This is a genomic window from Paraburkholderia sp. GAS206C (assembly GCF_050435645.1).
Lineage (GTDB): Bacteria > Pseudomonadota > Gammaproteobacteria > Burkholderiales > Burkholderiaceae > Paraburkholderia > Paraburkholderia phenazinium_B.
The window spans coordinates 477,461-501,248 of record NZ_JBNDKR010000005.1; the positions used below are offsets into that span (position 1 = coordinate 477,461).

Genomic DNA, 23,788 nt, shown 5'->3' on the forward strand with positions numbered 1-23,788 from the left:
CAGTATATACAGCAAATATTTGATTATTTGCAATTATTTAATGTGCCAGCAAACTGAGGAATCGGTGTGAACTCGCTGCCCCGGGTTGTTTACATACCGAAACGATAGACCGCGCGGGCAGTCAATACACCGTTCACGTTGAACGCTTCAATCCAGTCGTTATCGACCACGCCTATTTTTCTGGCGTCGATCTCCGATGCCCAGACGATGGGGCCTCCGCGCGAGAGTGTCAGCATCAACAGATTGTCGGTGTAGGTGCTGTGTATGCCCTATTTCTGATGAGGCGTCAGGAAGTTCAGTGCGATCTCGAGATTGCCGTTCGAGCGGGTGTCCCCGATGCCCACCGTACTGCGCGTATCGATCGGTGGTTTGTAGACGCACAGCGACTCGCCAAAATCGCGCATCCACGGTGATCCTGGTAAAGCTGTTGACGTCCCGAGAGGGTGCGCCAGGGGATCGGTTCACGTACGTTCGTGTAGCTCGCGCTGTATGAGACGTGCTCGGATTCGATGCCGCTCCAGGTGGGCGACGAAATGGTCTTGCGCGGTTGCGCCTGAATGTCGCGAAAGCGGATTTTTTCATCTTCGCGGGCGCGCGAGAGATGGGTGTGATCAGTGACTGTGATTGCCGGCAATGCCTGTCACGCTTTGACTGCAACGGCACCGTTGGTTTTCCGTACGTTGCGTGGCCGTCAGCGATAACATTCGACCGGAGATTTTGCCTTCTGCCTTGGCCTGTGCGACATTGGCGTGCGTGCGCTCCATCAGTTGATCGCGTTCGGACTGAGCGAACGCCGCAAACGTGCGCGTTATGAGATCACCTGCCGCGCTGGGCGCTTCCATGACCGACGGACCTGGCACAATGACTCCGTGAACCTAAGCAGTGCGCGCCATGCGGCTGCGCAGACGGAGCATCTGGATAGTAAGAAGGGGAGTCATGGGCAGACGGGATAGGTTTCGCCAACCTGTCTTTCCGGCAGGACAAGGGCCGCGTGGCAGGCCAAGTCTGTTCTGCCAGGTGGCCTTCGTCATTTTTGACGCGTCAATCGTGATACGGAAGTCACGATTGCGTATATCACAACATGACATATAATAAAAACTGCCGGCAACGAGCGGCAAGAGGAGGACGAATGCTTTTCCGACATGATTTGTCCGTGGGATTTCTGGTGGCAATCACGACCATCCTTGGGATGATACTGATTGGCAATCTGGGGGAAGCCCTGCGGCTCAACCGTTGGCACCCCGCGTTAATTGGTGCGGCCGTTGGCGCGTTGTTGGGCGTTGCTCTTATCGAAGCGGTGCCGATGATCGTCTGACTCGCTGCCACGGAAGGGAGGTGCGCGTTGGCCGATTGTAGAGGGGATACAGATGGTCCTGTTTGACCGGGTTCTCCTGTGCTATGACGCGACGCCTGAAGGCCGACTCGCGTTGCGCCGCGGCGCGCTGCTTGCGCAACAGCTAGGGGCCGAGACGCACGTGCTGTCAGTTTTCGACAGCACGTACTGGTCAAGCGGATTCGACGTCGTGTCGTCCGCCAGGTTCGAGATTGATGAGGAAGCCTCAAGAGAAACGCTAAAGGAAGGGATCGACAGGCTGAGAGCATGGGGCGTGAGCGCGACAGGGCATGCGGCGGTGGGAAACGCCGTGGATCAGATAGCGCGCCTTGCCAATTCGTTGAAGGTCGACCTGATCGTTATTGGGCACCATCAGCGCGGCTTCCTTGCGCGCTGGTGGACCGGAGAAAATCATGCGCTTCTGCTTGAGCGCGTGTCGTGCGGTGTTCTGTTCGAGGTTGCCGATTAAGTCTCGCGCAAGATTTTAAACGGGTGTGTGATGAACAGGTACGCGTACGAAGAATACCGGTCGTGCCAGATCTACGCGGGTGCGCAGATCGATCGGGATGCTGGCGAAGGCGCGCAGTTGGGCGTCGTCTATCAGCCGGTGGCCGTTATCGAGTGGCAAGACAGCACCGGGTCACATCGAAAGCTGCTATGTGATCCGAAACAAAGGGTCTTTGCGCGCTCAGGAGACGCTTTGAAAATTGCCACTGCGATTGCGAAAGACTATATCGACAGTATGTCGTTGCTGGCCCATCTGACTTAGGTCTACCAGACCTCCATCCACACTGCAATGGGCTTCTACAGCCCCCAGATGATATCGGCATTCTGTTTTCGGGCTTCGCGCAACATGTCGAGAAACGGCCACGCCCGTTGCGACAGCCCACTGCCCGATTGCTGGTGGTGCTCGCGCGAGTACTGAAACGATTCGAGAACAATCTCCGCTTTTTCGTCGTCCGAGATTGCCGCTTCAAGCCGGCTGATTGCGAGGGGCAGTTCATCGTGCAGGATGACGCCGCGCGTATCGAGTCGCTTGCCGACGAGCCCCAGCAAATACTGGGCGAGATCCCTAAGCATTACTACATCTGGCGCAGCGGGCGTTTGAAACGTGATCAGCATGATAGCTCCTTGTGGCCTGGCGCGATCCGTCGCAACGGATGATTGTCTTCCGTGACGACAGTCGAGGCCTTCAGGATGACCGGATTTGTGCATTCGAGCGAACGTGGCGTCCCCATGGGCGCACGCAATCCGGGCGAATCATCCTTGTAATTTCATCCGGACTGCCTGTGCTCAAACATCAGTCACGAGAAGGCCTGCTTTCATTTTAGATCATGATATGACATATTCAAGCCGGATAGGCCGTCCGTCGGGGCGCCGTGTGACCGCCGAACGCGGAGGCGGGCCGCTGGAGGTCCCGGTTCTGCCACCAGCGATCGGCTCAGAATCCGCTTTTATATCACAATGAAATATAATAATGACAAGACGTTCTTTCGCTTCGGGAGGGTTAGACCTTAAGGTGTAGTCCCTTCCCGCGTCATGCCATTTACCCACGCCCGGTCCAATCTTGTCCTCCTACGCTGTTTCCCGCTGGTTATCTGGCTTTCTTCCCAGTCTCATCGCCGTCCGTTGGCCGGAACGCTTGAGATCGTGCCTCGGTGCGTTGCTTGGGATCGCGTTTACCGGCGGAACCATGCACGTCCTGCTCGGACCGGCTGCAAGCATTCCGCTGCTGGTTGCGCCAATGGGCGCGTCGGCCGTGTTGCTGTTTGCGGTGCCGGCAAGTCCGCTTGCGCAACCGTGGTCGATCATTGGCGGCAATCTCGTCTCCGCTACGGTGGGTGTCGCCTGTGCAAGCTGGATCGCCAATCCGGTCGGCGCCGCCGCGCTGGCCGTCGCGCTGGCGATTTGCCTGATGTTCGCGCTGCGTTGTGTCCACCCCCCGTCGGGCGCAGTCGCGTTGACTGCGGTCCTCGGTGGTCCGGCCGTTCACGCTCTGGGCTACCGTTTTGTCGCTGAGCCCATTGCCATGCAGTCTGCGGCGCTTCTGGTCGCCGCTATCGTGTACCACGCGGCCACTGGGCATCGTTATCCGCACGTCGCACATCCGGGTGTGGGTCAGCGTGCAACGGGATCTCCGGCGGCACCTGCGGCCGGATTCACGCGCGCGGACCTTGATGCGGCGCTGAACCGGCGCGGCGAATTGCTCGACATCAACGTCGACGATCTGGAATCGCTGCTGCGCGATGTCCAGTTGCAGGCCTATGCGCGCACGGTCGGCGAACTGAGTTGCGCCGATATCATGTCAAGCCCCTTGGTGGCCGTATCAGCGACGACGCGGGCTTCGCAGGCATGGGGTCTGCTCAAGGAGCACGGTATCAAGGCGCTCCCCGTCATCGATGCGGAACGGCGCGTGATCGGCATCGTCACGCGCGCTGACCTCGTTGACAAACGGGCCTTCGGGAGCGCGTCGATTCTGCCGCCGCTGGTGCAACGCTGGATCAGGCGAGGCATGGCGTTGGCGCCGGTGGTTGGCGCATTGATGAATCCCGACGTGCGTACCGTGACTGCGAATACATCTTTCGCGGAACTGTTGCCCCTTTTTGCAAACGACGGACACCACCATATTCCGGTCTTGGATGTCGAGGAGCGACTCGCCGGGATGATTACCGAGGCGGATCTGATTGCGGGCCTGTACCGCCAGACATATAACGGGCAGCAGCGCGCAGCGTAGCCGTTGTCCCTGTGCCTCGGTCGGTTTCAGATGTAAATATCATAAAGCGATATAATCGCGCTTTTGCCTTCTACACCGGGACTCCGATGAAAACACTCGCGCGCGGTTTGAGCAAGACGAACTTCGAGCAACTGTCCGAGTTTCGCTACCAGATGCGCCGCTTCGAGCGATTTTCCGAGCAGGCCGCGCAGGGCGAAGGTATTACCCCTTTGCAGTACCTGTTGCTGCTGCATATCAAGGGCTATCCGGAGCGCGACTGGGCGACCATCGGCGAACTCGCGGAGCGGCTCCAGTCGCAGCACCACGGCGTGGTCGCCCTAGTGTCCCGTTGTGAGGCACTTGATCTCGTCCGGCGCAAGATCAGCGACACCGATCGCCGCCAGGTCGAGGTTCATCTGCTGAAAGCGGGCGAGCAGGTGCTCTCCCGTCTGGCGGAAATGCATCGTGCCGAATTGAAATCCCTCAAGGGTGCCTTCAAGGTTCCCCAGATCGACGTTGAGTAACCATGAACCACGATACGCATAAGCGCGACTTCTCATCCAACGCGCGGCTTCCTGAAATTTCCCTGCTAGCGGCAGCGATTGGCGCGCTCAGTACGCTCGCGGCGTTTGTGCTGCTGAGCCTGATTCACCTGTTCACGAATCTGTTTTTCTTCGGTGCGTTCTCTTTCGCGGATCGATCGCCGGCACTGAACACGCTCGGTGGCTGGGTGATCGCGATACCGGTGGTGGGTGGCCTGATCGTGGGTCTCATGGCGCGCTACGGTTCGGAGAAAATCCGCGGCCACGGTATTCCGGAAGCAATCGAAGCTATCCTGTTCGGCAAGAGCCGCATGTCACCGAAAGTCGCGATTCTCAAGCCGCTGTCGTCCGGCATCGTGATCGGCAGCGGCGGCCCGTTTGGTGCCGAAGGCCCGATCATCATGACAGGCGGTGCACTCGGTTCGCTGATCGCGCAGTGCGTGAAGGTGACGTCGGCGGAACGCAAAACGCTGCTGGTGGCCGGTGCGGCTGCCGGTATGACAGCAGTCTTCGGGACGCCCGTGGCCGCCGTGCTGCTGGCGGTTGAACTGCTGTTGTTCGAATGGCGGCCGCGCAGCTTCTTGCCGGTTGCACTGGCGTGCGCAGTCGCGGGCTTTGCGCGCGCGGCATTCTTCGGTACAGGTCCGCTGTTTCCCCTCGAAACGGCGCCTCCTGGCGCGCTCTCGCTCGTGTCATGCGTGATTGCCGGCCTGTTGAGCGGGGCGCTAGCCTCCGGCCTGTCCGCTGCTTTGTACAAGACCGAAGACCTGTTCGGCAAGCTGCCTGTTCACTGGATGTGGTGGCCCGCGCTCGGCGGCCTTGTGGTGGGGATCGGCGGATTTCTCGAACCTCGCGCGCTTGGCGTGGGCTACGACGTGATCGGAGACCTGCTGCATCAGCATGTCGTGCTGCAGGTCGCTATCGCCATTCTGGTTGTGAAGGCCATTATCTGGGTGGTTGCGCTGGGCTCCGGCACGTCGGGCGGGGTGCTCGCTCCGCTGCTCATGTTGGGTGCAGGACTTGGCACCGTGTTTGGCCACGTGCTGCCAGGCGGCGAACCAGCGCTGTGGCCGCTCGTTTGCATGGCAGCGACACTCGGTGCAACGCTTGGTGCGCCGCTCACGGCAATCGTGTTTGCGTTTGGCCTGACGCACGATAGCAACGCGTTGTTGCCGCTCCTGGCCGCTACGCTCGTGGCACACGGCTTTGCGACCGTGGTCATGCGGCGCTCCATCATGACGGAGAAGATCGCTCGCCGCGGATACCACATCTACCGGGAGTATGGTGTCGATCCGCTCGAACGCCACTACGTCGACGAGGTGATGTCCCAGTCCGTCGAGACGATCGACGCCAACCTGCCGGTGAGCGAGGCGCTGACGACATTCTTTGGCACCACGCAAACGCATCGAGCCTATCCGGCGCTCAAGGACGGTGTAGTGACCGGCATGGTAGACCGCGCGGCGCTAGAGCAGTTTCGTGATAAAGGGACCGCAGGGGCCGCCCAGGCGTCCGATGCGCGCCTTGCCGATCTGTTGAGCGCAAACGCGCCGATTGTTGCGTTGCCCGATGAAACCTGCAGGCTGGTCGCGACGCGGCTCGCAGTCCATGGTCTCGAACGTTTGCCCGTGGTTGCCGACAGGCAGACGCTCCGTCTGGTCGGGATCGTCTCGCGAAGCGATCTGATCAAGCCGTCTCTCGCGCATTTCGAAGACGAACACAAGAGAGAGCGGTTCCGCCGCGTTACGTTTAACCGCAGTGCGAAGCGTTTTCCGCCAGTGCGGCGGACGGGATGATTTGAATCGCACCGCTGGCGTTACCTGCTGCCCGAGCCCTTCCTGTTGTCGAGGCATTGCCGCGGTGCGCGAGACATATATCATAAAGTGATATATAATAGAGGTAAGGTGCAGCGGGCTTTTGAGTGGGGCGACCGCGCTCACGAGCAGTGTGTGGTTGCGTAGCGGCTACGCCGCAATTGAATGGCAACGGTCTTGAATCGGAGGCAGTGTCGATATGCCCGCATTCGGCCGCATCCTGCTCTGTTATGACTCAACGCGTGAAGGACGAAGGGCGTTGCGCCACGGGGCTGCCTTGGCGGAACAACTCAAGGCCGAAACTCACCTGCTTGCCGTGCTGAATAGCGCGGCGTGGGTGCAAGCGGCCGAGATCGCGTCTGCCGTGCCGTTCGATGTCCTTGAGCAGTCTGCAAAGAAGATCCTTCGTGATGGAATAGCGAAGCTTGCAGCGCGCGGTGTAATCGCCACCGCCCATTTCGCGATCGGCGATCCGCTGGAACGGATTCCGTTTTTCGCCAATCAGCTCAAAGTCGACCTGGTCGTCATCGGCCATCAACGCACCGGCCTGCTTAAGCGCTGGTGGAGCGGCAAAAACGACGGGTTGCTGCTGGACCGGGTTTCCTGCGCGGTGCTGGTTGCTATGGAGCGGGAAGACCAGGAGACTGACACGCGGGCAGAGGCGACCTCCGCGCGCGCTTGATCGGCTGGGTTGGTCAGATCCGGCCCACCAACAGTCTGCGTGACCCACCCTCGTCAATATTCTGGAATATGACCTACAGGACGATTGAAACCACGATCGGCAACACCTCCCTGGTTGAACTTGTCCGTCTGCCGGACGAGCTGATTCGGGCGCGCAACAACGTCATTCTCGGCAAGCTGGAGGGCAACAACCCAGCGGGTTCAGTCAAGGATCGCGCGGCGCAGTCGATGATTAGGGGGGCCGAGCAACGCGGGCGCATCCGGCCCGGCGACGTGCTGATCGAAGCCACCAGCGGAAACACAGGTATCGCGCTCGCCATGATCGCCGCCCTGGGCGGCTACCGGATGGTGCTGCTGATGCCGGAGGATGTGTCGGTGGAGCGGTGCCGCAGCATGGCCGCGTACGGCGCAGAAATCATTTTGACTCCGGCCAACGGAGGCATGGAATGCGCGCGGGACATCGCTGCGCAGATGGAGCGGGAAGGCCGGGGGATTGTGCTCGATCAGTTTTCCAATCCCGATAATCCGCTCGCACATTACGAAGCAACCGGTCCGGAGATCTGGCGCGAAACGCAGGGACGGATTACGCATTTCGTGTCTGCGATGGGCACCACAGGGACCATCATGGGCGTGAGCCGGTTTCTGAAAGAGCAGAATCCCGCCGTCCAGATTGTCGGGGCGCAACCTGAAGAGGGTTCGCGCATTCCCGGCATACGCAAGTGGTCCGACGGATACCTGCCTGCATTCTTCGAGCCCGGGCGGATTGATCGAACCGAGTCGATCAGTCAGGCGACCGCCGAAACCACGGCCAGGCGGCTCGCCGCGATCGAGGGAATCTTCTGCGGCATTTCCGCAGGGGGTGCATGCGCCGTCGCACTGCGTATTGCGCATGAGGTTGAGAATTCAACGATTGTGTTTGTCGTTTGTGATCGCGGCGATCGATATCTGTCGACTGGCGCGTTTCCAGCATAGGTGGATCTGACTATGAACGCCGACAATGCTTCGGTATGGCTGATTGCCATATTGGTTGTGTGGGGCGTGCTGGGTGCCGCCCTGTGTGACCTCCTCAATGATGCCGATTGGGAACCGGCTTCGCGCCCACGCGAGACATTGGCGGACGGGCGTAACGGCACCTCTCCGGGCAACGGTGCAAACCGGCAACCGCCGGCGCTGCCGTGGCGCAGGTGTATTCGGTGGCCAAAGGCTCGACGGAGGATGAGTCGTGCGAATCGTTTGCACAGGCGTTATTGATGCCCTACAGCGGGCAAGCGCAAGTCCTGAAATAAGTGGTAGCCCTATGCGCGCCCCGTTATTTGCTGTCCGTTACAGGCGGCTGGTGGTCCTCGTCAGGCTGCCGTAGAACGCAATAAAGTTGTCAACGTTGCATCAATAGACCCGTCAATTCGACGATGCGCGGTGCGTGAATCGTTGCAGATCCTTGATAGGCGGCGATTTGCCCTTGTGCGATAAGGTTCTAACCAAACTCGATCAGCAGGGCACTTGTTAATGTAATTCCCGCTGTGAGCTCCTATGCGATGAGAACCCCGGTGAAGAATCAGGGGTTGCCCGGTTGCATTCGCTTCCGGCTGCGCTGCGCAGATCCCGAGCTTGCAAATCTCTGGGGGCATACGCCAAAACGAAGCAGGCAGTAGCCGGACCGCAGACCGTCGTTCACATGCGACGTCGATCGGACGTTCAGACGTCCGATCCGCCCGGCATGCGGCCATTCAATTCGCGACGATGAGCGTCGCATCCCTGGCATGAGAGTTATTACATTGCAGCTCACGTGCGTGGTTCGCAGGGTCCGCTTTCGCGGTCGACCGAGCACAGTTGCGGACCCGTACGAACAGACAGTACCGTCCACAGCCAACCAAAAGACTACGCTTACAACCGCACGCTGACGCCGAGGACTTGCGTGCATCCCGGCAGATCACCCGGTGACGGGAGCAAGGACAAACTCATAAGCGTTGTGCAAATTACATCACATTATGATATATATAGCGTCCACACGTTATCGATCATTGGCTGTCAGGCAAGGGTAATCATGAGCGAGCACAAAGGCGACTTCGCAACAGATGTCCGGCTTCTGCGTATCAGTGCCATTGCGGCGGCCGGCGGCGCGTTGAGCACCGTCGCCGCCGATTTTCTGCTGCACCTGATCCGCTTCTTCACGAACCTGTTTTTCTATCAGACGATATCCACGGCGAACCATTCGCCGTCGGAGAACACGCTTGGACTAATCGTCGTTGCAATTCCCGTAATTGGCGGCCTGCTGGTGGGATTGATTGCGCGGTACGGTTCGGAGCAGATTCGCGGTCATGGCATACCCGAAGCCATCGAAGCCATTCTGTTCGGCAAGAGCAAGATGTCGCCGAAAGTGGCGATCCTCAAGCCGCTCGCCTCGGCGATCGCGATCGGCAGCGGCGGACCCTTTGGTGCGGAAGGACCGATCATCATGACGGGCGGAGCGATCGGTTCGCTCATTGCTCAATATTTCCATCTGTCGAGTGCCGAAAGAAAGGCACTCCTGGTGGCGGGCGCGGTGGCCGGCATGACCGCGGTGTTCGGCACACCGGTTGCGGCTGTGCTGCTCGCCATTGAGCTCCTGCTGTTCGAACTGCGGCCTCGCAGCCTCTTGCCGGTCGCCATCGCGTGTGCTGTGGCAGGTTTCACCCGGCCGCTGTTTTTAGGCAGCGGGCCTTTGTTCCCGTTGCATACGTTGCCGCTCGGTCCGATGGGTCTCGTGTCGTCGGCCATCGCGGGTGTGATCACCGGTGCGTTGTCCTGGGGATTGTCCACGGGGCTCTACAAGGTGGAGGATATATTCGGCAAGTTGCCGATCCACTGGATGTGGTGGCCGGCATTGGGTGCAATCGCGGTCGGTATCGGCGGCTATTTTCAGCCGCGCACGCTCGGTGTTGGTTACGACGTCATCGGAGACCTGCTGCAAAATCACCTTGCTGTGAAAATCGTGATCGCGATTGTCCTGGTCAAGGCCATCATCTGGGTCATTGCCCTGGCCTCGGGCACATCCGGTGGCGTACTGGCTCCGTTGCTGATGATGGGCGCAGGCGTGGGCGCCATCGTCGGCCCGTACATGCCTGGAGGCGAGCCTGCGGTCTGGCCGCTCATCTTCATGGCCGCTGCGCTCGGCGGCATGATGCGCGCGCCCGTGATGGCTTCCGTGTTTGCGTTCGAACTGACGGGCGACGGGAATGCGTTGCTGCCGCTGCTGGCGGCCGCCGCAGTCGCCTATGGTTTCACGGTCCTTCTCATGCGCCGCTCGATTCTGACAGAAAAGATTGCCCGCCGCGGCTATCACATCTATCGCGAGTACAGCATCGATCCACTCGAAAGACATTATGTCGAAGAGGTCATGACCCGCGCCATCGTGACAATCGACGCGAAAACGACGGTCGCCGAGGTACTCCGAGACTATTTCGGGGCGGGGCAGAAGTATCGTGCCTATCCGGTTGTCGACTCCGGAATCCTGGTGGGCATGGCAGACCGGACGCTGCTCGACCGGATTCCTCCGGAAAAAGCCGGTGCTCCGCTTGGCACGTTCTTCGGGCAAACGCGGCCCGACATCGCGCTACCAGGAGAGACCTGTAGAAGCGTGGCCGCTCGCCTCGCTATAACCGGACTCGACCGTGTTCCCGTGGTCGAAGACGAGAAAACGTATCACCTGCTCGGCATCGTATCGCGGCACGACCTGCTCAAGCCGTCGATGTCGGTGTTCGCCGAAGAGCATGAACACGAGCAATTCCGCCGTGTTTGGATTCCGCGCAGCACGCGCCTCGCACCGACCAACAAGCGGGAAGATATGCCGAGCGAGCACGCCGATATACGGCGGTGAAAAACAACAGGGCAACGGAGAGACAGATGCCTCAGGACGGAAAAGTAAGCCGGTGGATCAGCGAGGTTCGCACGCGGATGAGCACGTCCGCGCGCACCAAGCCATGTGAGAGACAGCCATATAATGTCGAAAGGTCCGAACACCGAAAACTTTCTGCCGTTTTGAAGTCGGTTGCGGCGAAAGCGCTGCTGGAGCGGGACAGGCGCCGGCGCAACATGCCGCACGAATACTACCCAATGTTGCTGGATCCGCGCATGGTCTATTCGTGCGCCTATTTCGAAAACGGCGACGAAGACCTCGCAACCGCTCAACTGAAAAAGATCGATCACGTCCTCACGAAAATCGGGCTCAAGCCGGGGCAAAGTCTGCTTGATGTCGATTGCGGGTGGGGAGCGTTGGTGATTCGGGCCGCCGAGAAGTTCGGCGCGCGTTGCGTCGGCATTACGCAGTCGAAGAATCAGTTCGATCGGGCCAACGAGTGCATTAAGGCAGCAGACCTGGCCGACCGTGTCGAGATCCGTTTGCAAGCTTATCCCGATGTCGAGGGCTGGTTCGACCGGATCACGAGCTTGGGCATGTTCGAGTTCGACAGTCGCGGCGATCTTTGGGAGTACTTCTCCGTCTTGCAGGAGCATCTCGCAACGGATGGCGTGCTGGTCAGTCATGGAATCATGGCGGCGGGACCAGCTAGCAGCGAGTTGGGCCTGGATGGTGGCGGGTTTTCCGGCGGATATGTGTTTCCGGACGACGAACTACCCGACCTTGGCTATGCGTTAACTGCGATGCGGGAAGGTGGACTAGAGGTGTCAGACATTCAGAACCTGCGCCGGCATTGTGTGAGGACGCTGCGTTTGTGGGAGCAGAACTTCAGGACGAAGTCGATGGCACTGCGGCAACACGTCGATGACCGTAGCTTCCAGACCTGGTGCGACTACCTGAGCGGCTGGGCCGCTGCGTTCGAGCATGATGATGTGGCCATTTACGAGATAGTCGGGCGTAAGGTAGGCACGCGCGCCAGTGCGCTACCGTGGCCCGGCCCGGCGGGTTGATCGCCCTGTGGCTTCTCAGCGCGTTTAACTGCCGCCTGCGCTCGATCGGCGCTTGGTGACCTGTGACTTGTAGATTCCCGAATAACCGCTGCCGAAGTCGAGCTGGCGTGCAAGCACGCCGCGCATCGTGAGAAAACGCTCGCGGCGGTAGGTCTCGATCTGATGCCCGCAGAACACCTCGCCCGCTTCTTGAGGAATGGGTGGGCAAATGTATCTTGTAAATCGACGTGAGAAGCTCAGCCAGGCGTAAAGACGATGGACGCGTTCACTTAGAACGTACATCATTCATTGTGCCAACACAGCATGGCCAATGTCCGCTTCGTACGAGAGTGAGAGACTGTATCGGGTCGCGTGCCGCCGATCGCGGACAGGCCGGGAGCGGCCAGGAACAGGCATTCGACATGGGCATCAAGTCTGGTGACAATCGCAGATGCGTCGGCTGAACCATTTCGAATGCCGCATTGGAGTTGCAATGGCAAAGCATGGGCAATTCATCACGTTAGGTCGGTCAGTCATCGCGTATCCGATAGCCGTGGCTGCGGGTGCGATGACGTTTATTCCAGCCCTTATTGTCGGAAGTACGCAACTCCCTGGTGTCGCCGCAAAGCACGGATTTGTGTTCAGCATTCCTCACTTTTTCAGAGTTGAGCTGGGCGCTGCCCTATTGGGCCTCGCGATTTTTGCGTTGCCGATCTTCCCCTTCTACGTAGCCGGAATGATCGTTGCCAACAAAGTCGGAACGCGGCACTGGCTTTATTTCGCGACTATGGGCGTGGTGCTGTCCGTGGGCCTCTGGGCGGGCATGATCTTTTTGTCTCCCCGCGTTGACAACGAACATTTCGCATTCAGCGTGCTGATCCGGCTCGTTGCTCCCGTTGGGGTAGTGAGCGGTCTTGCTTGCTGGCTGTTCCTCTATCTTACGTGGCTGCGTGAGGCCTCATAACCATCGTCCGATTCGTCTTTTGAATGTCTGCTGTCGGCAAAGGCAGTGGTCCGCTGTGGGTCGCGTGCTGTCGATCGGGACCGAAGGCGATTCGGGCGGTCCATGCCGTTTGCATGAGACAGTAGCCGGCCACTTTCGGACGGTCGACAACATCGCGGGAATCGTCAACAATCGTCGATATCCCAATGCTGCGGTCGACGCTTTCGAATGGAAAATTTTGAAGTCATGCTTCGTGCGGCGACCGCGGCCGACGAGCCGTTTCTGTTCGACTTGCGGAGAGCGACGATGGACGAACACCTGGAACGCGCTGGCGAGTCGACCGACGAGCGCGCTCATTGGGAGCGTCTTCGCTATCGCTATAACGACGCTTACATAATCTGTTGCGGATCGGAAAGACTTGGAATTTTCAAATTCTTCCGGGACCCGGATGAATGGACGATCGTACAGATCCAGATCTCGCCGACCCATCAGGGACGCGGCATCGCGGCCTATCTGGTTGGGGAATTTTTACGGCAGGCAGATGCCGCCGGCGTACCTGTCAAGCTAAGCGTTTTGAAAGGAAATCGCGCGATTAATCTTTACCAACGCCTTGGATTTCAGGTAGTCAATACAACTCTCACGTCGTTGCAAATGCAGCGCTTGTAACCGGCAGTCAGCGGCCATTGGCGTACCTTCGACAACCACACATGAATTGGTTGACAATCCAGACCACACGGTCGAACGTGGGCTATCTGGACCGCTGCCCCGCTCCGGTCATCGTTTGGAAAGCGGCGCGCCGTCGTGTCGGTCTTCACCGACAGAGGCCCGGCGGTTTCGGACTATCCATAACTCGGTCCACCACGAAGCAAAATCGCTTCTCGAAAGAAGGAGGGTGTTGAATTGCAAGTACGCAGCATTTCCCCGACCGAGCTTGATCAACTGCTCCTTCTCTATCGTCACCTGCATCCAGCCGATGAAGCGCTCCCGGATGAACCGGTTATTCGCTCAATCTGGAATGAGCTTATGGCGAACCCTCGTCACACCCTGTTCGGTGGATATATGGATAGCGAGCTGGTTTCTAGCTGTGCTCTGACTGTCATACCAAATCTCACCCGTGGTTGCAGGCCTTACGGTGTCCTGGAGAACGTCGTCACTCACAGCGCTCATCGCGGGAAGGGCTACGGCAAAGCAGTGCTTCGAGAGGCGTTGACATCGAGCTGGACGGCTGGCTGCTATAAAGTCATGTTGCTGACGGGAAGAAAGGATAAAGCAACTGTGCACTTCTATGAGTCAGCGGGGTTTGACGGACATGAGAAGCTCGCATTTATCGCGAAGCCAGGACTGTAGTCCCGGCGCCGGCCGACTTTCCACATCTGTCGACACGGGCGCTCAGACTGCTGAGAATCGGTGGGCAAACTTGGGGAGCGCAAACTATGAATTCCGCGATGGCATTGCCGGGTGCAATCAAGACCATCCTTTTCGATGTCGACGGTACGCTTGTGGGAAGAGGAAGAGCCTTACCAGGTGCCGCCGGCGCCGTGGCTTGTGCCCGACGCCAAGGCCTGGCCGTTCGCTTCCTGACGAACACGACCAGCCGGAGTCCCGACCTGTTAGCTGCTGAATTGCAAAGCCGGGGCTTGGCGATCGAGAGCGACGAAATCCAGACCGCTGGCACCGCATGCGTTGAATATCTGAAATCGCGGCCCGGCATTACATGTCACCTGATCGTGCCGTCTTCAATCCGCCCCATGTTTGATGGCATTGCGATCAATGATAAAGAACCCGACGTGGTTGTCATCAGTGATATCGGCGAGCAGTTCAACTTTCAGGTACTGAACCAGGCCTTTCTGATGTTAAGAGCTGGAGCCGAATTGGTTGTGCCTCAAAAAGGGCTCTTCTGGTTTGACCATGACGGTCCCAAGCTCGACTGCGGCAGCTTTATCGTAGGGCTGGAAGCGGCCACGGGCAGACAGGCTACGGTAACCGGCAAGCCGTCAGAACTGTTCTTCCAGCGGGCACTCGCTCATGTTGGCTGCCGTGCCGATGAAGCGCTGATCATCGGTGACGACATCAGTACCGATGTGCTTGGTGCGACACGCATAGGCGCCAGATCGTTACTGGTGGGTACCGGAAAATACACCCTAGGCGCGGAGCGCAATGGTGCAGTTTGTCCGGATTACTTCCTGCCCACTCTGGAACAACTGCCGCAACTGCTGGGTGACCATTGAGAGTCGCGCGCTGCGGATCGCCATCAGGCAGTGACCGGCCATGAGCAGCCAGTGGACGTGCACGTCCAGATCGTCGACAATCAAGTTCGACCGTTGCAAACTAGGTGTCGTACGACATATGGATTTCACCTTCCTGCCGCGATGGAAAGAAGAGCTTGTCTGCTTGAGTTCACTTGGGGAATTGATTCTCGAGATGCCGATGGGAGTTCCTGCCATCTATCTGCCAACAGAAGCAGTCTGGCAAGACTCAGCACCTGAATGGGCGCGCCCGTACTGGAAATCGATTCACCTGCAACTAAAAGCGTGGTGCGCTCTCCATGACTTTCCTCTCTTTGTGGACGATACGGCAAGCGTGTTCACCCAGTAGAGCCACACAGCTGAATTCGCGAGAGCAGCTCGCCAGTTGACCAACGCCGACGAATACTCGTCTTCCGACTCGCTGCTCGATTCGGTACGAGTTCGCGCCCCGGTCAGGTTCTTGCGCCAGTGGCGTAAAGATGGTCGACGCAGTATGCGCTACCGTTCAACTGATTCTTCTCGCAGCCATTCCACATGCATTTTGCCGCCGCATTCTCCCCGCGCAACTGAGCGAGATACTCCTTTCGCAGAGCCTCGTCTGAAGCATTCCAGCCTTTCGTAGCGTTGACCTTTACCGCAAACTGAATCTGATACTTGTCCCATTCATCAACAGCCCATAGTTGTCCGCAGGTCTGGCATCGTAGGAGCGCTGTCCAGTCCGCAGCATCAACGCGCTGGAAGCCGGGAAACAGTGCCGCCAAAGTCCCGTCAATTCTGCGTATTGCTGGCTGATCGTCGCAATCACATTTCATAGGCTTCCCGCAGCCGCTCAACGCTGAAGGAAGGTAACAGCGATAGCACGGATCAGGTCGTCAACCCTCGCCCGCTTCGCTTCGGAAATCTCTGTCCGGCAGTCGGCTCGTAATGCTCGTAGCGCTTCGTGCAGATCACCCCAATCGTCCGTCAGCCCGCTTGCCAGCGGCCACGCGCGAAGCAAGTGGCGTAAGGGACGTGCGGCGCGACGTTCGCACCAAATGTCGAAAAGTTCGGAACATCCAGCGTTGATGTCGTCAGGAAACATTGATAGGGTTTCGTCGGGTATCGTCAAGGAAGGTATCAATGATGCACCATTTCGAGTGACCGTTATGGAGCATATCGATCGTCCCTACCGGGTCGATCAGAGTCAATCGCTCCGTTTGAACTTCGTCCAGAATGACATAAAACCTGATCCAGGACTTTCCGCTTGCTTATTACCGACCACCAGATTGTTGGGTCGAATACTTTAGCCGATTCGCCGAACCTATCGCACCAGAGCCCGGAAGGGTTCCAATAACGAGACGGTGGTTCCGTGACCAATCCTCTCAACCTCGATCTTCGAGCACGCCGACCGTGCGCTCATCCAGATGAGCCAGCACTTCCGCGATGATCGGCGGTCCATGATCGGAAATGATCGACATCGACTGCTCGATGAGCGGCAGGGCGACCCTGTCGAACGCGACATCTACGATCGCATCGCGCACGGCAACGACGCGGCCGCCGGGCACTTGCGTCGCGGCATTCATGGTTGAACCGGGCTTCTGCCGGTTGCAGGATTGCGTTCGCGAATTGCCGGCATGCGCAGCGGCAATCCAATAACCGTCGCGGCGGAGGCGTCCTGCGCTGGGCCTACCGGCAGCACAGTGCGGCCATGCGTTTCGTTGATGATTTCCGCCGCCGACAGATAGAACGCGAGCGCAGCGGTGACAAGCCCGCCATAGCCGCCAGCATGGTGCAGCACGGCGAGACCAGTCCATTCGCCTGCGGCAAGCAGGAAGAAGGTGATCCACAGCGCGAAAAACACCAGTTGCAGTGCACGGGGCGAGCGCCATGTCGCAACCCACATGTACAGCGTGAAAACGCCCCACAGGCCGAGATACCAGCCGACAAACGTTGCGGGAACCTTATCGTGCAGAAACAGCACGAACAGCACAAGCGACCACCAGAAAGCGGCGTAGCTCAGAAAGGCGGTGGCGCCGAAGGTGTTGCGGCGTGGAATCTCCATGAGCCCGGCGAGCGCCTGTGCCGTACCGCCGTAGGCGAGTGCGACCGCGAGCACCAGCCCCATCGAATCAGCGCTATACCAGCCGGCGTTGATCATGCTGAGCAGCCAGGTGGTCAGGGCAAACCCGGCAAGTCCAAGCGGACCGGGATTGAGTGTCTTCGTATTCATGATGAGCGTCTCTTGCAGCATGGCAGAAATGAACCGTAGCGCCGCGCGTCCGGATACATCAGGCGCACGGCGATAACAGAGGGAAGATCGCGCATGACCGCCTTTAGGCCAGATCGGCAAACTGCGCGATGACAGCGGGATTTTCGACCGTGGACATATCTTGTGCGAGTGCTTCGCCTTTCGCTACCGACCGCAGCAACCGGCGCACGATCTTGCCGGAGCGCGTTTTCGGCATGGCATCGCCGAAGCGGATCTCCTTCGGCTTCGCGATCGGTCCGATTTCCTTGCCGACCCATGCACGCAGTTCGGCCGCGACCAGTTTTGCTTCTTCACCTTCGGGACGTGTGCCTTTCAACACGACAAATGCGACGATGACTTCGCCTAATGTTTCATCCGGGCGACCGACCACCGCTGCCTCGGCGACCAGTGGGCAGGCGGCAAGCGCGGACTCGATTTCCATCGTGCCCATCCGGTGTCCCGACACGTTCAGCACATCGTCGACACGTCCCGTGATCGTGAAATAGCCGTTCTCGGGATCGCGTATTGCCCCGTCGCCGGCAACGTAGAGCTGGCCGCCGAGTTCGTCGGGGTAGTAGCCGGTGCGAAAGCGCTCCGGGTTACCCCAGACGGTGCGCATCATCGAAGGCCATGGCTTCCTGATGACGAGAATGCCGGCCTGACCATTCGGCACTTCATGACCGGCTTCGTCGACGATGGCTGCGTCGATACCTGGAAGCGGCAACGTGCACGATCCGGGCACGAGCGGCGTCGCACCAGGCAACGGCGTAATCATGTGGCCGCCGCTCTCGGTCTGCCAGAAGGTGTCCAGCACCGGACACCGGTTGCGGCCAACATGCTGCGCATACCACGTCCACGCGCTCGGATTGATCGGCTCGCCGACGGTGCCGAGGATGCGCAGCGTACTCAGATCGAAGCTGCGGGGGTGGACGGCTTCGTCCGCTTCGGCGGTCTTGATGAGGGAGCGGATGGCTGTCGGCGCCGTATAGAAGATCGTCACCTTGTGGCGCTGGATCATTTCCCAGAAACGGCCTGCATTCGGATAAGTCGGCACGCCCTCGAACATCACCTGGGTCGCGCCGACAGCGGTTGGGCCATAGCAGATATAGGTGTGGCCGGTGATCCAGCCGATGTCTGCGGTACACCAGAAGACGTCGTCCGGTTTGATGTCGAAGGTCCATTTCATCGTCACGGCCGCCCACAAAAGATAGCCGCCGGTGCTGTGCTGAATGCCTTTGGGCGAACCCGTCGAACCAGAGGTGTACAGCACGAACAGAGGATGCTCTGCGCCGACCCATTCCGGCTCGCAGGTATCCGGCTGGCGCTGTTCCAGTTCGTGCAACCACGCGTCGCGCCCGGCGATCCACGGAATCCGCCCACCTGTACGCCTGTAAATGATGACCGTCTTGATCGCATCGGTACCGCCCATACCGAGCGCTTCGTCGACAATGGTCTTGAGCGGCAAGGTCTTGCCTGCGCGCACCTGTTCGTCCGCCGTGATAATCGCGACTGCGCCGAGATTGACCATCCGCTCATGGAGCGACTTCGCGGAGAAACCGCCAAACACGACCGAATGCGGCGCGCCGATACGGGCGCACGCCTGCATTGCGACGACACCTTCGATCGACATCGGCAGGTAGATGATGACTCGGTCGCCTTTCTTCACACCCTTTGCCCGCAGCGCGTTGGCGAGGCGGCAAACGCGGTGATAGAGCGCCTGATAGTTGATGGTAGTGACGGTACCGTCGTCCGCTTCAAAGACAATGGCGGTTTTGTTCGCGTTGCCGTTGGCGAGATTACGGTCGAGACAGTTATACGACGCGTTCAGTTCACCATCTTCGAACCACTTGTAGAACGGCGGATTGGTGTCGTCGAGAATCTGCGTGAACGGCCGGCGCCAGCTCAGATGTTCCCGGGCGAGACGGGCCCAGAATGCTTCGTGATTCTCGTTTGCTTCAGCGACCAGCGCACGGTAGCCGTCGATGCCGTCGATGGAGGCGTGACGCGACGGCAAAATGAGCGGCAGCGTATCGCCAACGGCGTTGTCCAGTTGGGTCGATTCGATAGTAGACATGGTCTTCTCGCGTGAATCATGAGGTCGGCGACCGGCACGCGATCGTCGTTCGAGAAAGGGCTCTCGATAGCCTTGCGGGATGCCGCCCTCATGACACCTGCGGGAAGCCCGGTGCAGGGCGAGAGTGCATCGCGGTGCTCCGTAAGCGTGACGCTGAACCCTGTGTGGATGTACGGCGTCGCGATGAAACGACTATAAATCTCTATTCGATTGAGCTCTTGATACAGCTCAACGACCCCTCGCGTTGCGGATCAAATGAGTGCCAGTCCTTCGAAATCGACGATCCGGATCTGCTTGCCGTGAGTTTCGACCAGTTCGTCTTTGTGAAGCTTCGAAAACATGCGGCTCACCGTTTCGAGCTTCATCCCAAGATAACTGCCCATCTCTTCGCGCGTCATCCGCAGATTGAATTCGGCCGCGGAGTAGCCAAGTGTTTTCAGGCGTTGCGACAGGTTGAGCAGGAACGCAGCGACCCGCTGTTCCGCCGTCATCGTGCCGAGCAGCATCATCAGACCGGACTCGCGAACGATTTCGCCGCTCATCATCCGGTGCACATGTTGCTGCATCGCCTTCATCTCGTGACAGAGGCCCTCGAGCACGCTGAACGGGATGATGCACACGCTGCTGTCTTCGAGCGCGATGGCATCACAGCTGTGGCGCTCGGTATGGACACCATCGAGGCCGAGCATCTCGCCGGCCAGGTTGAAGCCGGTCACCTGCTCGCGGCCATCGCGATGCATGACGACAGTTTTGAACGAACCCGACCGTACTGCATAGACGCTCTGGAAAGTATCGTTCGCGCGATACAGCGATTCACCGCGCCTGATCGTCCGCGTCGAGCAGATGATCGAGTCGAGCCGGGCCAGTTCGGACGGTGTCAGGGTCTCAGGCATGCACGTTGCGCGGACCGGACAGTTTGAACAGACGTTTCCGGCGCGCTTCGGAATAGACAAGGCAAAAGACGCGGCAGACGACGGCGGTGGCAGCGCGAGCGTCGTGTCGTCCACGCTATCGTCCACGTATTGGGCTGCATTGAACATGCTGACCTCCGGTTCATTCGATGATGTGGTCTGAGCGCGCGCGGGCAATGTGCGCAATCGTGTCCCGCGCGAGGTCGAACTCGCTTGTCTTGTCGAAAAAGTAATCGGCGCCCGCGGCGAAACTGGCTGCGCGAAAAGCCTGCGTCGAGTAGTTGGTCAACACGATCGTGATCACCTTCCGGGCACCGTGCGAAAGATGGCTGACCAGGTCCAGGCCGTCACTTCCAGCGAGGCGCAGATCGACGATCACCAGGTCGGCGCCGCTGTTTGCAATGCCTGTCAACGCGGTGCCGGCATCCTCGGCTTCGCCGACCACGTTGGCTTCGGCAATCGGCTTGATCAGGGCGGCGAGTCGCAGGCGTACCGGCGACGAATCTTCAACGAGGAAGACTTTCAGCATGGCACCAGCGTTTTCGGGTTCATGACAGCAGTATCGGCCGCACTATCTTGAAAAAATATCGGCGGCGAATGAGGTTCGGGTAGGCTATATGGAAGCTGTGTAGGGGTTTGCCTACACGACTTCCCCGTTGGGATGACGTGCCACCTGTCCCACTTCAAGTCTGCGACTTTTTACGGACGCTGCGGCGGCGGGGTCAGAGTTCGTCGTTTTCTTCGAAGAGCTTGTGACGGATCGCGTAACGCACGAGCGCGGTGTCGTGCGGCATCTGCATCTTTTCAAGGATGCGGGTTTTGTACGTGCTGACCGTTTTAGCGCTGACGCTGAGTTCCTGCGCGATCTCCGAGATGGTCTGGCCGGCGGCAATGCGCCGGAATACGTCGAATTCGCGGTCAGAGAGCCGCTGGTGCGGCAAGGTGTCGACGGGTTCGTTCAGGCTCAGTGCGAAGCGCTCCGCCATCGCGAGGCTCACATAGACGCCGCCGGCGGCCACTTTGGTGACCGCCGCCACCAGTTCCGCACTGGCGCTTTCCTTTGTCAGATAGCCCGACGCGCCGGCCTTGAAGGCACGCACGGCATATTGCTGTTCTGCATGCATGGTCAGTACCAGCACGCGCAGCGTGGGCTTCTCGTCCTTGATCTGTCTGATGAGTTCAATGCCATTGCGCCCGGGCATCGACAGGTCGAGGACGAGCACGTCGGCCGCACTCGCGCGGACGAGCGCAATGGTGCTTGTGCTATCGCTGGCTTCGCCCGCGACCTCGAAACCGCTTGCACTCTTGAGGATGTGGCGCAGACCGTCGCGCACCAGCGCATGGTCATCGGCCAGTAGCACGCGGGTCATGGGAGTGTCTCATCCTGTTGGATCGAATGCAGCGGGAAAACGGCGGTGATTGCAAAGCCGCGCGCGGCCGCCGTTTCAATTGAGATCGAGCCGCCGAGCATATGTGCGCGCTCGCGAATGCCGAGCAATCCAAACGATTTGCTATTTCGGCCATCCGGTTCGACGGTACCTCGACCATTGTCCTCTATTCGCAGGATGCATTGTTCGCCTTCGATGCGTAATACCAGCGTGACGAGTGTCGCGTCCGCGTGCCTCGCGACATTGGTGAGCGCCTCCTGGACGATCCGGAACAGGGTGGTGGCGCCATTACGGGTAAACACGATGTCACCCGGCTCGATCTGACGTTCGATGTCGATACCATAACGGTTCGTGAAATCGTTCGCGAGCCATTCGATCGCGGGCACGAGACCGAGGTCGTCGAGCATCACGGGCCGCAGGTCCGCCGCAATGCGCCGTACCGACGCAACGGTCGCGTCGATCAGACGGCGCATGCCGCGCAACTGGGTGCGCACTTCCGGATCGCCCGCGGGCAGGGCGTCGAGCGCCAGTTCGACGGACGATAGATCCATCTTCAGGGCAGTCAACTGCTGGCCAAGGTCGTCGTGCAATTCGCGGGCTATGCGGGCTTTCTCCTCCTCGCGCACGTTTTGCAGATTCGCCGACAGTTCGCGCAGGTCCTCGCGCGACGCCTTTAGCGCGTTATCGGCCCTGACGCGCTCGGTGACGTCGCGTAGTACCACTGTGTACAGCTTGCCGTTCGCGTCGAGAATCTGCGAGATCGACGCTTCAATCGGAAATTCTTCGCCGTTTGCCCGCAGCCCGAACAGGACGCGCTGCCGGCCCATCTGGCGCTCCGAGACGCCTGTCACGCCAAACTGTTCGACATGTTTTTCGTGTGCACTGCGAAAGCGTTCCGGAATGAAGCGTACGAGAGGCGCGCCGATGGCGTCCATCGCAGAGCAGCCGAATATGCGCTCTGCCATCGGATTGAAGATCACGATGCGCTGCGCTTCATCGACGGTGATGATCGCCTCCATCGATGACCTGATGATGCCCATCATGCGGGCTTCGTTGAGCGTCGATTGAGAACTCGCCCGGCTGGTTTCCGCCGATGTGCCTGCCGCACGGCGGGCGAGCAGAAAGGCGATGCCGGCGAGAAAGATCGCGGCGAGCGTTCCGGCGGCGAGGACCGCGTTGCTGCTGTAATCGGGAATGGCGCTCAGAGCGGCGTCGCTGGTGCTGTAGGACAGCGTTAGCGCTTCGCCGCCGACAGTCAGCGTGTCTGTCTCGTGGAACAGCGGCGGGGCGTCGGCGGAATCGTCCGATGACGTGTCCGTGGTGAACAGTGGCATTGGTGCACCCGCGTTGCTCACCGTGACGCGCAGTGCAAGGCGTGGGTCACGCATGACGATGTCGCCGAAAAGTTGTCCGGTATCGAGCACCGCAACCACGAACCCCGAGATCGCAGCGCGCCGCGCTTCGCGCGACAGCGGCGCGGACCCGGCCGCATACACCGGCAAATACAGATCGAGCATGGCGCGCTCATTGCCCTGGGGCGCCTGTTGCCCGCCGGCGTGCACGTACAGCGAGACCTGTGCGGAATCGCCGGCGCGCAGGAGCGCCGCACGCGCAGTCGCATCGGCCCCGAGGTCGCGATCGGGGCGCGCCGCATCGGCGAACCTGGGCCACATCACTCTGACGGGCGCGAACAGCGACCCGGATGCGCCCAGCGCTGTGGGGTGAGGCGCATCGGCGTACCCGAGCGCTCGGGCTGAGGCCAGGGTGTCGGCCAGATCGATTTGAGACACGTAACGGGACCAGAGCTCAGGTGTGACGGCCCCGGGTGGCGAGACATCGGCGAACAGACCGCTCGCACCGAGCATTACCTGCTCGCAGGCCCGGAATTCGTCGCGCAGGTCCGCCGTGATGCGTTGCGTGCGCAACTCGAAGTGCGCCTGTGCGGCATGCCGCAGATGGTCGCGGACAAGGCTCGCCGAGCTGACGGTGATGGCCATCGCCATCACGAATGTCAGCGCGGCAATGAGCACGGGTC

Annotated in this window: 24 protein-coding genes and 2 pseudogenes; 15 read left to right on the top strand and 11 right to left on the bottom strand. The window is 59.7% G+C overall.

What is annotated here, in order from left to right:
• Window positions 1-107: 107 nt before the first annotated feature.
• Window positions 108-673: pseudogene (locus P3T20_RS16970) on the bottom strand (molybdopterin dinucleotide binding domain-containing protein); the annotation flags it as partial.
• Window positions 674-728: 55 nt separating this feature from the next.
• Window positions 729-842, bottom strand: a pseudogene (locus P3T20_RS16975) (hypothetical protein); the annotation flags it as partial.
• A gap of 287 nt (window positions 843-1,129) precedes the next feature.
• On the opposite strand from P3T20_RS16975, the gene P3T20_RS16980 reads away from it, so the two are divergent.
• The 3 genes from P3T20_RS16980 to P3T20_RS16990 are packed head-to-tail and all read left to right on the top strand — an operon-like array spanning window position 1,130 to window position 2,102.
• On the top strand, window positions 1,130-1,315 hold the full coding sequence (locus tag P3T20_RS16980; RefSeq protein WP_074266888.1) for a hypothetical protein: 186 nt from the start codon (window positions 1,130-1,132) through the stop codon (window positions 1,313-1,315).
• Between the two features lie 52 nt (window positions 1,316-1,367).
• Entirely contained in the window at window positions 1,368-1,802 is a 435-nt protein-coding gene (locus P3T20_RS16985; protein ID WP_074266887.1) for a universal stress protein, read from the top strand.
• A gap of 30 nt (window positions 1,803-1,832) precedes the next feature.
• Entirely contained in the window at window positions 1,833-2,102 is a 270-nt protein-coding gene (locus tag P3T20_RS16990; RefSeq protein WP_074266886.1) for a hypothetical protein, read from the top strand.
• A gap of 35 nt (window positions 2,103-2,137) precedes the next feature.
• Here the strand turns inward: P3T20_RS16990 and P3T20_RS16995 are convergent, their stop codons facing one another.
• The gene (locus P3T20_RS16995) at window positions 2,138-2,455 is read right to left on the bottom strand and encodes a DUF1840 domain-containing protein (RefSeq protein ID WP_074266885.1); all 318 of its coding nucleotides are present in this window, start codon (window positions 2,453-2,455) and stop codon (window positions 2,138-2,140) included.
• A 445-nt stretch (window positions 2,456-2,900) separates the two neighbouring features.
• Between P3T20_RS16995 and P3T20_RS17000 the strand changes: the two genes are divergently transcribed.
• From P3T20_RS17000 to P3T20_RS17030, 7 genes are all read left to right on the top strand, one after another.
• Entirely contained in the window at window positions 2,901-4,067 is a 1,167-nt protein-coding gene (locus tag P3T20_RS17000) for an HPP family protein (RefSeq protein WP_074266884.1), read from the top strand.
• 86 nt (window positions 4,068-4,153) lie between these two features.
• A complete protein-coding gene (locus P3T20_RS17005; RefSeq protein WP_429287433.1) occupies window positions 4,154-4,570 on the top strand; it encodes a MarR family winged helix-turn-helix transcriptional regulator in 417 nt (138 codons plus the stop codon).
• A 2-nt stretch (window positions 4,571-4,572) separates the two neighbouring features.
• On the top strand, window positions 4,573-6,381 hold the full coding sequence (locus P3T20_RS17010) for a chloride channel protein (protein ID WP_429287434.1): 1,809 nt from the start codon (window positions 4,573-4,575) through the stop codon (window positions 6,379-6,381).
• Window positions 6,382-6,598: 217 nt separating this feature from the next.
• Window positions 6,599-7,081, top strand: a complete 483-nt coding sequence (locus P3T20_RS17015; protein WP_074266882.1) for a universal stress protein — start codon at window positions 6,599-6,601, stop codon at window positions 7,079-7,081.
• Between the two features lie 68 nt (window positions 7,082-7,149).
• Window positions 7,150-8,052, top strand: coding sequence for a cysteine synthase CysM (gene cysM, locus P3T20_RS17020; protein WP_074266881.1), 903 nt, complete (start codon window positions 7,150-7,152; stop codon window positions 8,050-8,052).
• A gap of 1,072 nt (window positions 8,053-9,124) precedes the next feature.
• Window positions 9,125-10,936, top strand: a complete 1,812-nt coding sequence (locus P3T20_RS17025) for a chloride channel protein (protein ID WP_429287435.1) — start codon at window positions 9,125-9,127, stop codon at window positions 10,934-10,936.
• A gap of 77 nt (window positions 10,937-11,013) precedes the next feature.
• Window positions 11,014-11,985, top strand: a complete 972-nt coding sequence (locus P3T20_RS17030; protein ID WP_083611776.1) for an SAM-dependent methyltransferase — start codon at window positions 11,014-11,016, stop codon at window positions 11,983-11,985.
• A 24-nt stretch (window positions 11,986-12,009) separates the two neighbouring features.
• Here the strand turns inward: P3T20_RS17030 and P3T20_RS17035 are convergent, their stop codons facing one another.
• A complete protein-coding gene (locus tag P3T20_RS17035; RefSeq protein WP_429287436.1) occupies window positions 12,010-12,162 on the bottom strand; it encodes a hypothetical protein in 153 nt (50 codons plus the stop codon).
• Between the two features lie 295 nt (window positions 12,163-12,457).
• Here P3T20_RS17035 and P3T20_RS17040 point away from each other — a divergent pair, with 295 nt between their 5' ends.
• The 5 genes from P3T20_RS17040 (at window position 12,458) to P3T20_RS17060 (ending at window position 15,502) form a co-directional block, all read left to right on the top strand.
• The gene (locus P3T20_RS17040; RefSeq protein WP_429287437.1) at window positions 12,458-12,928 is read left to right on the top strand and encodes a hypothetical protein; all 471 of its coding nucleotides are present in this window, start codon (window positions 12,458-12,460) and stop codon (window positions 12,926-12,928) included.
• A gap of 207 nt (window positions 12,929-13,135) precedes the next feature.
• Window positions 13,136-13,573 (top strand): GNAT family N-acetyltransferase, encoded by a 438-nt coding sequence (locus P3T20_RS17045; protein WP_074266878.1) that lies wholly within the window; start codon window positions 13,136-13,138, stop codon window positions 13,571-13,573.
• A 234-nt stretch (window positions 13,574-13,807) separates the two neighbouring features.
• A complete protein-coding gene (locus P3T20_RS17050; protein WP_074266877.1) occupies window positions 13,808-14,254 on the top strand; it encodes a GNAT family N-acetyltransferase in 447 nt (148 codons plus the stop codon).
• Between the two features lie 86 nt (window positions 14,255-14,340).
• Window positions 14,341-15,135 carry a TIGR01458 family HAD-type hydrolase gene (locus P3T20_RS17055; protein WP_217272831.1) on the top strand — a complete coding sequence of 265 codons (795 nt, stop codon included), beginning with the start codon at window positions 14,341-14,343 and terminating at the stop codon, window positions 15,133-15,135.
• 118 nt (window positions 15,136-15,253) lie between these two features.
• Complete coding sequence (locus P3T20_RS17060) at window positions 15,254-15,502, top strand: hypothetical protein (protein WP_074269468.1); 249 nt, start codon at window positions 15,254-15,256, stop codon at window positions 15,500-15,502.
• A gap of 1,012 nt (window positions 15,503-16,514) precedes the next feature.
• Here P3T20_RS17060 and P3T20_RS17065 read toward each other — a convergent pair.
• From P3T20_RS17065 to P3T20_RS17095, 7 genes are all read right to left on the bottom strand, one after another.
• Window positions 16,515-16,715 carry a hypothetical protein gene (locus P3T20_RS17065; RefSeq protein ID WP_074266871.1) on the bottom strand — a complete coding sequence of 67 codons (201 nt, stop codon included), beginning with the start codon at window positions 16,713-16,715 and terminating at the stop codon, window positions 16,515-16,517.
• Window positions 16,712-17,362 (bottom strand): acetate uptake transporter, encoded by a 651-nt coding sequence (locus P3T20_RS17070; RefSeq protein WP_074269257.1) that lies wholly within the window; start codon window positions 17,360-17,362, stop codon window positions 16,712-16,714. Before P3T20_RS17070 ends, P3T20_RS17065 begins: the two co-directional genes overlap by 4 nt.
• 103 nt (window positions 17,363-17,465) lie before the next feature.
• On the bottom strand, window positions 17,466-19,454 hold the full coding sequence (acs, locus tag P3T20_RS17075; RefSeq protein ID WP_074266870.1) for an acetate--CoA ligase: 1,989 nt from the start codon (window positions 19,452-19,454) through the stop codon (window positions 17,466-17,468).
• A 251-nt stretch (window positions 19,455-19,705) separates the two neighbouring features.
• Window positions 19,706-20,494: a fumarate/nitrate reduction transcriptional regulator Fnr gene (gene fnr, locus P3T20_RS17080; protein WP_083611571.1), complete on the bottom strand. Its 789-nt coding sequence runs from the start codon at window positions 20,492-20,494 to the stop codon at window positions 19,706-19,708.
• A 13-nt stretch (window positions 20,495-20,507) separates the two neighbouring features.
• Window positions 20,508-20,894 (bottom strand): response regulator, encoded by a 387-nt coding sequence (locus tag P3T20_RS17085; protein WP_074266869.1) that lies wholly within the window; start codon window positions 20,892-20,894, stop codon window positions 20,508-20,510.
• Between the two features lie 193 nt (window positions 20,895-21,087).
• Entirely contained in the window at window positions 21,088-21,735 is a 648-nt protein-coding gene (locus P3T20_RS17090; RefSeq protein ID WP_074266868.1) for a response regulator, read from the bottom strand.
• Window positions 21,732-23,756 carry a PAS domain S-box protein gene (locus tag P3T20_RS17095; RefSeq protein WP_074269255.1) on the bottom strand — a complete coding sequence of 675 codons (2,025 nt, stop codon included), beginning with the start codon at window positions 23,754-23,756 and terminating at the stop codon, window positions 21,732-21,734. The genes P3T20_RS17090 and P3T20_RS17095 overlap by 4 nt, the downstream gene beginning before the upstream one ends.
• Window positions 23,757-23,788 lie beyond the last annotated feature (32 nt).

What these genes read in the sequence shown, in the direction of transcription:
- P3T20_RS17070 (WP_074269257.1), bottom strand. Translation starts at nt 17,362, where the DNA reads ATGAATACGAAGACACTCAATCCCGGTCCGCTTGGACTTGCCGGGTTT.
- P3T20_RS16980 (WP_074266888.1), top strand. Translation starts at nt 1,130, where the DNA reads ATGCTTTTCCGACATGATTTGTCCGTGGGATTTCTGGTGGCAATCACG.
- P3T20_RS17055 (WP_217272831.1), top strand. Translation starts at nt 14,341, where the DNA reads ATGAATTCCGCGATGGCATTGCCGGGTGCAATCAAGACCATCCTTTTC.
- P3T20_RS17010 (WP_429287434.1), top strand. Translation starts at nt 4,573, where the DNA reads ATGAACCACGATACGCATAAGCGCGACTTCTCATCCAACGCGCGGCTT.
- P3T20_RS16985 (WP_074266887.1), top strand. Translation starts at nt 1,368, where the DNA reads ATGGTCCTGTTTGACCGGGTTCTCCTGTGCTATGACGCGACGCCTGAA.
- P3T20_RS16995 (WP_074266885.1), bottom strand. Translation starts at nt 2,455, where the DNA reads ATGCTGATCACGTTTCAAACGCCCGCTGCGCCAGATGTAGTAATGCTT.
- fnr (WP_083611571.1), bottom strand. Translation starts at nt 20,494, where the DNA reads ATGTTCAATGCAGCCCAATACGTGGACGATAGCGTGGACGACACGACG.
- P3T20_RS17095 (WP_074269255.1), bottom strand. Translation starts at nt 23,756, where the DNA reads ATGGCGATGGCCATCACCGTCAGCTCGGCGAGCCTTGTCCGCGACCAT.
- P3T20_RS17005 (WP_429287433.1), top strand. Translation starts at nt 4,154, where the DNA reads ATGAAAACACTCGCGCGCGGTTTGAGCAAGACGAACTTCGAGCAACTG.
- P3T20_RS17025 (WP_429287435.1), top strand. Translation starts at nt 9,125, where the DNA reads ATGAGCGAGCACAAAGGCGACTTCGCAACAGATGTCCGGCTTCTGCGT.
- P3T20_RS17030 (WP_083611776.1), top strand. Translation starts at nt 11,014, where the DNA reads ATGAGCACGTCCGCGCGCACCAAGCCATGTGAGAGACAGCCATATAAT.
- P3T20_RS17015 (WP_074266882.1), top strand. Translation starts at nt 6,599, where the DNA reads ATGCCCGCATTCGGCCGCATCCTGCTCTGTTATGACTCAACGCGTGAA.
- P3T20_RS17060 (WP_074269468.1), top strand. Translation starts at nt 15,254, where the DNA reads ATGGATTTCACCTTCCTGCCGCGATGGAAAGAAGAGCTTGTCTGCTTG.
- P3T20_RS17090 (WP_074266868.1), bottom strand. Translation starts at nt 21,735, where the DNA reads ATGACCCGCGTGCTACTGGCCGATGACCATGCGCTGGTGCGCGACGGT.
- P3T20_RS17045 (WP_074266878.1), top strand. Translation starts at nt 13,136, where the DNA reads ATGGAAAATTTTGAAGTCATGCTTCGTGCGGCGACCGCGGCCGACGAG.
- P3T20_RS16990 (WP_074266886.1), top strand. Translation starts at nt 1,833, where the DNA reads ATGAACAGGTACGCGTACGAAGAATACCGGTCGTGCCAGATCTACGCG.
- P3T20_RS17065 (WP_074266871.1), bottom strand. Translation starts at nt 16,715, where the DNA reads ATGAATGCCGCGACGCAAGTGCCCGGCGGCCGCGTCGTTGCCGTGCGC.
- P3T20_RS17040 (WP_429287437.1), top strand. Translation starts at nt 12,458, where the DNA reads ATGGCAAAGCATGGGCAATTCATCACGTTAGGTCGGTCAGTCATCGCG.
- P3T20_RS17085 (WP_074266869.1), bottom strand. Translation starts at nt 20,894, where the DNA reads ATGCTGAAAGTCTTCCTCGTTGAAGATTCGTCGCCGGTACGCCTGCGA.
- acs (WP_074266870.1), bottom strand. Translation starts at nt 19,454, where the DNA reads ATGTCTACTATCGAATCGACCCAACTGGACAACGCCGTTGGCGATACG.
- cysM (WP_074266881.1), top strand. Translation starts at nt 7,150, where the DNA reads ATGACCTACAGGACGATTGAAACCACGATCGGCAACACCTCCCTGGTT.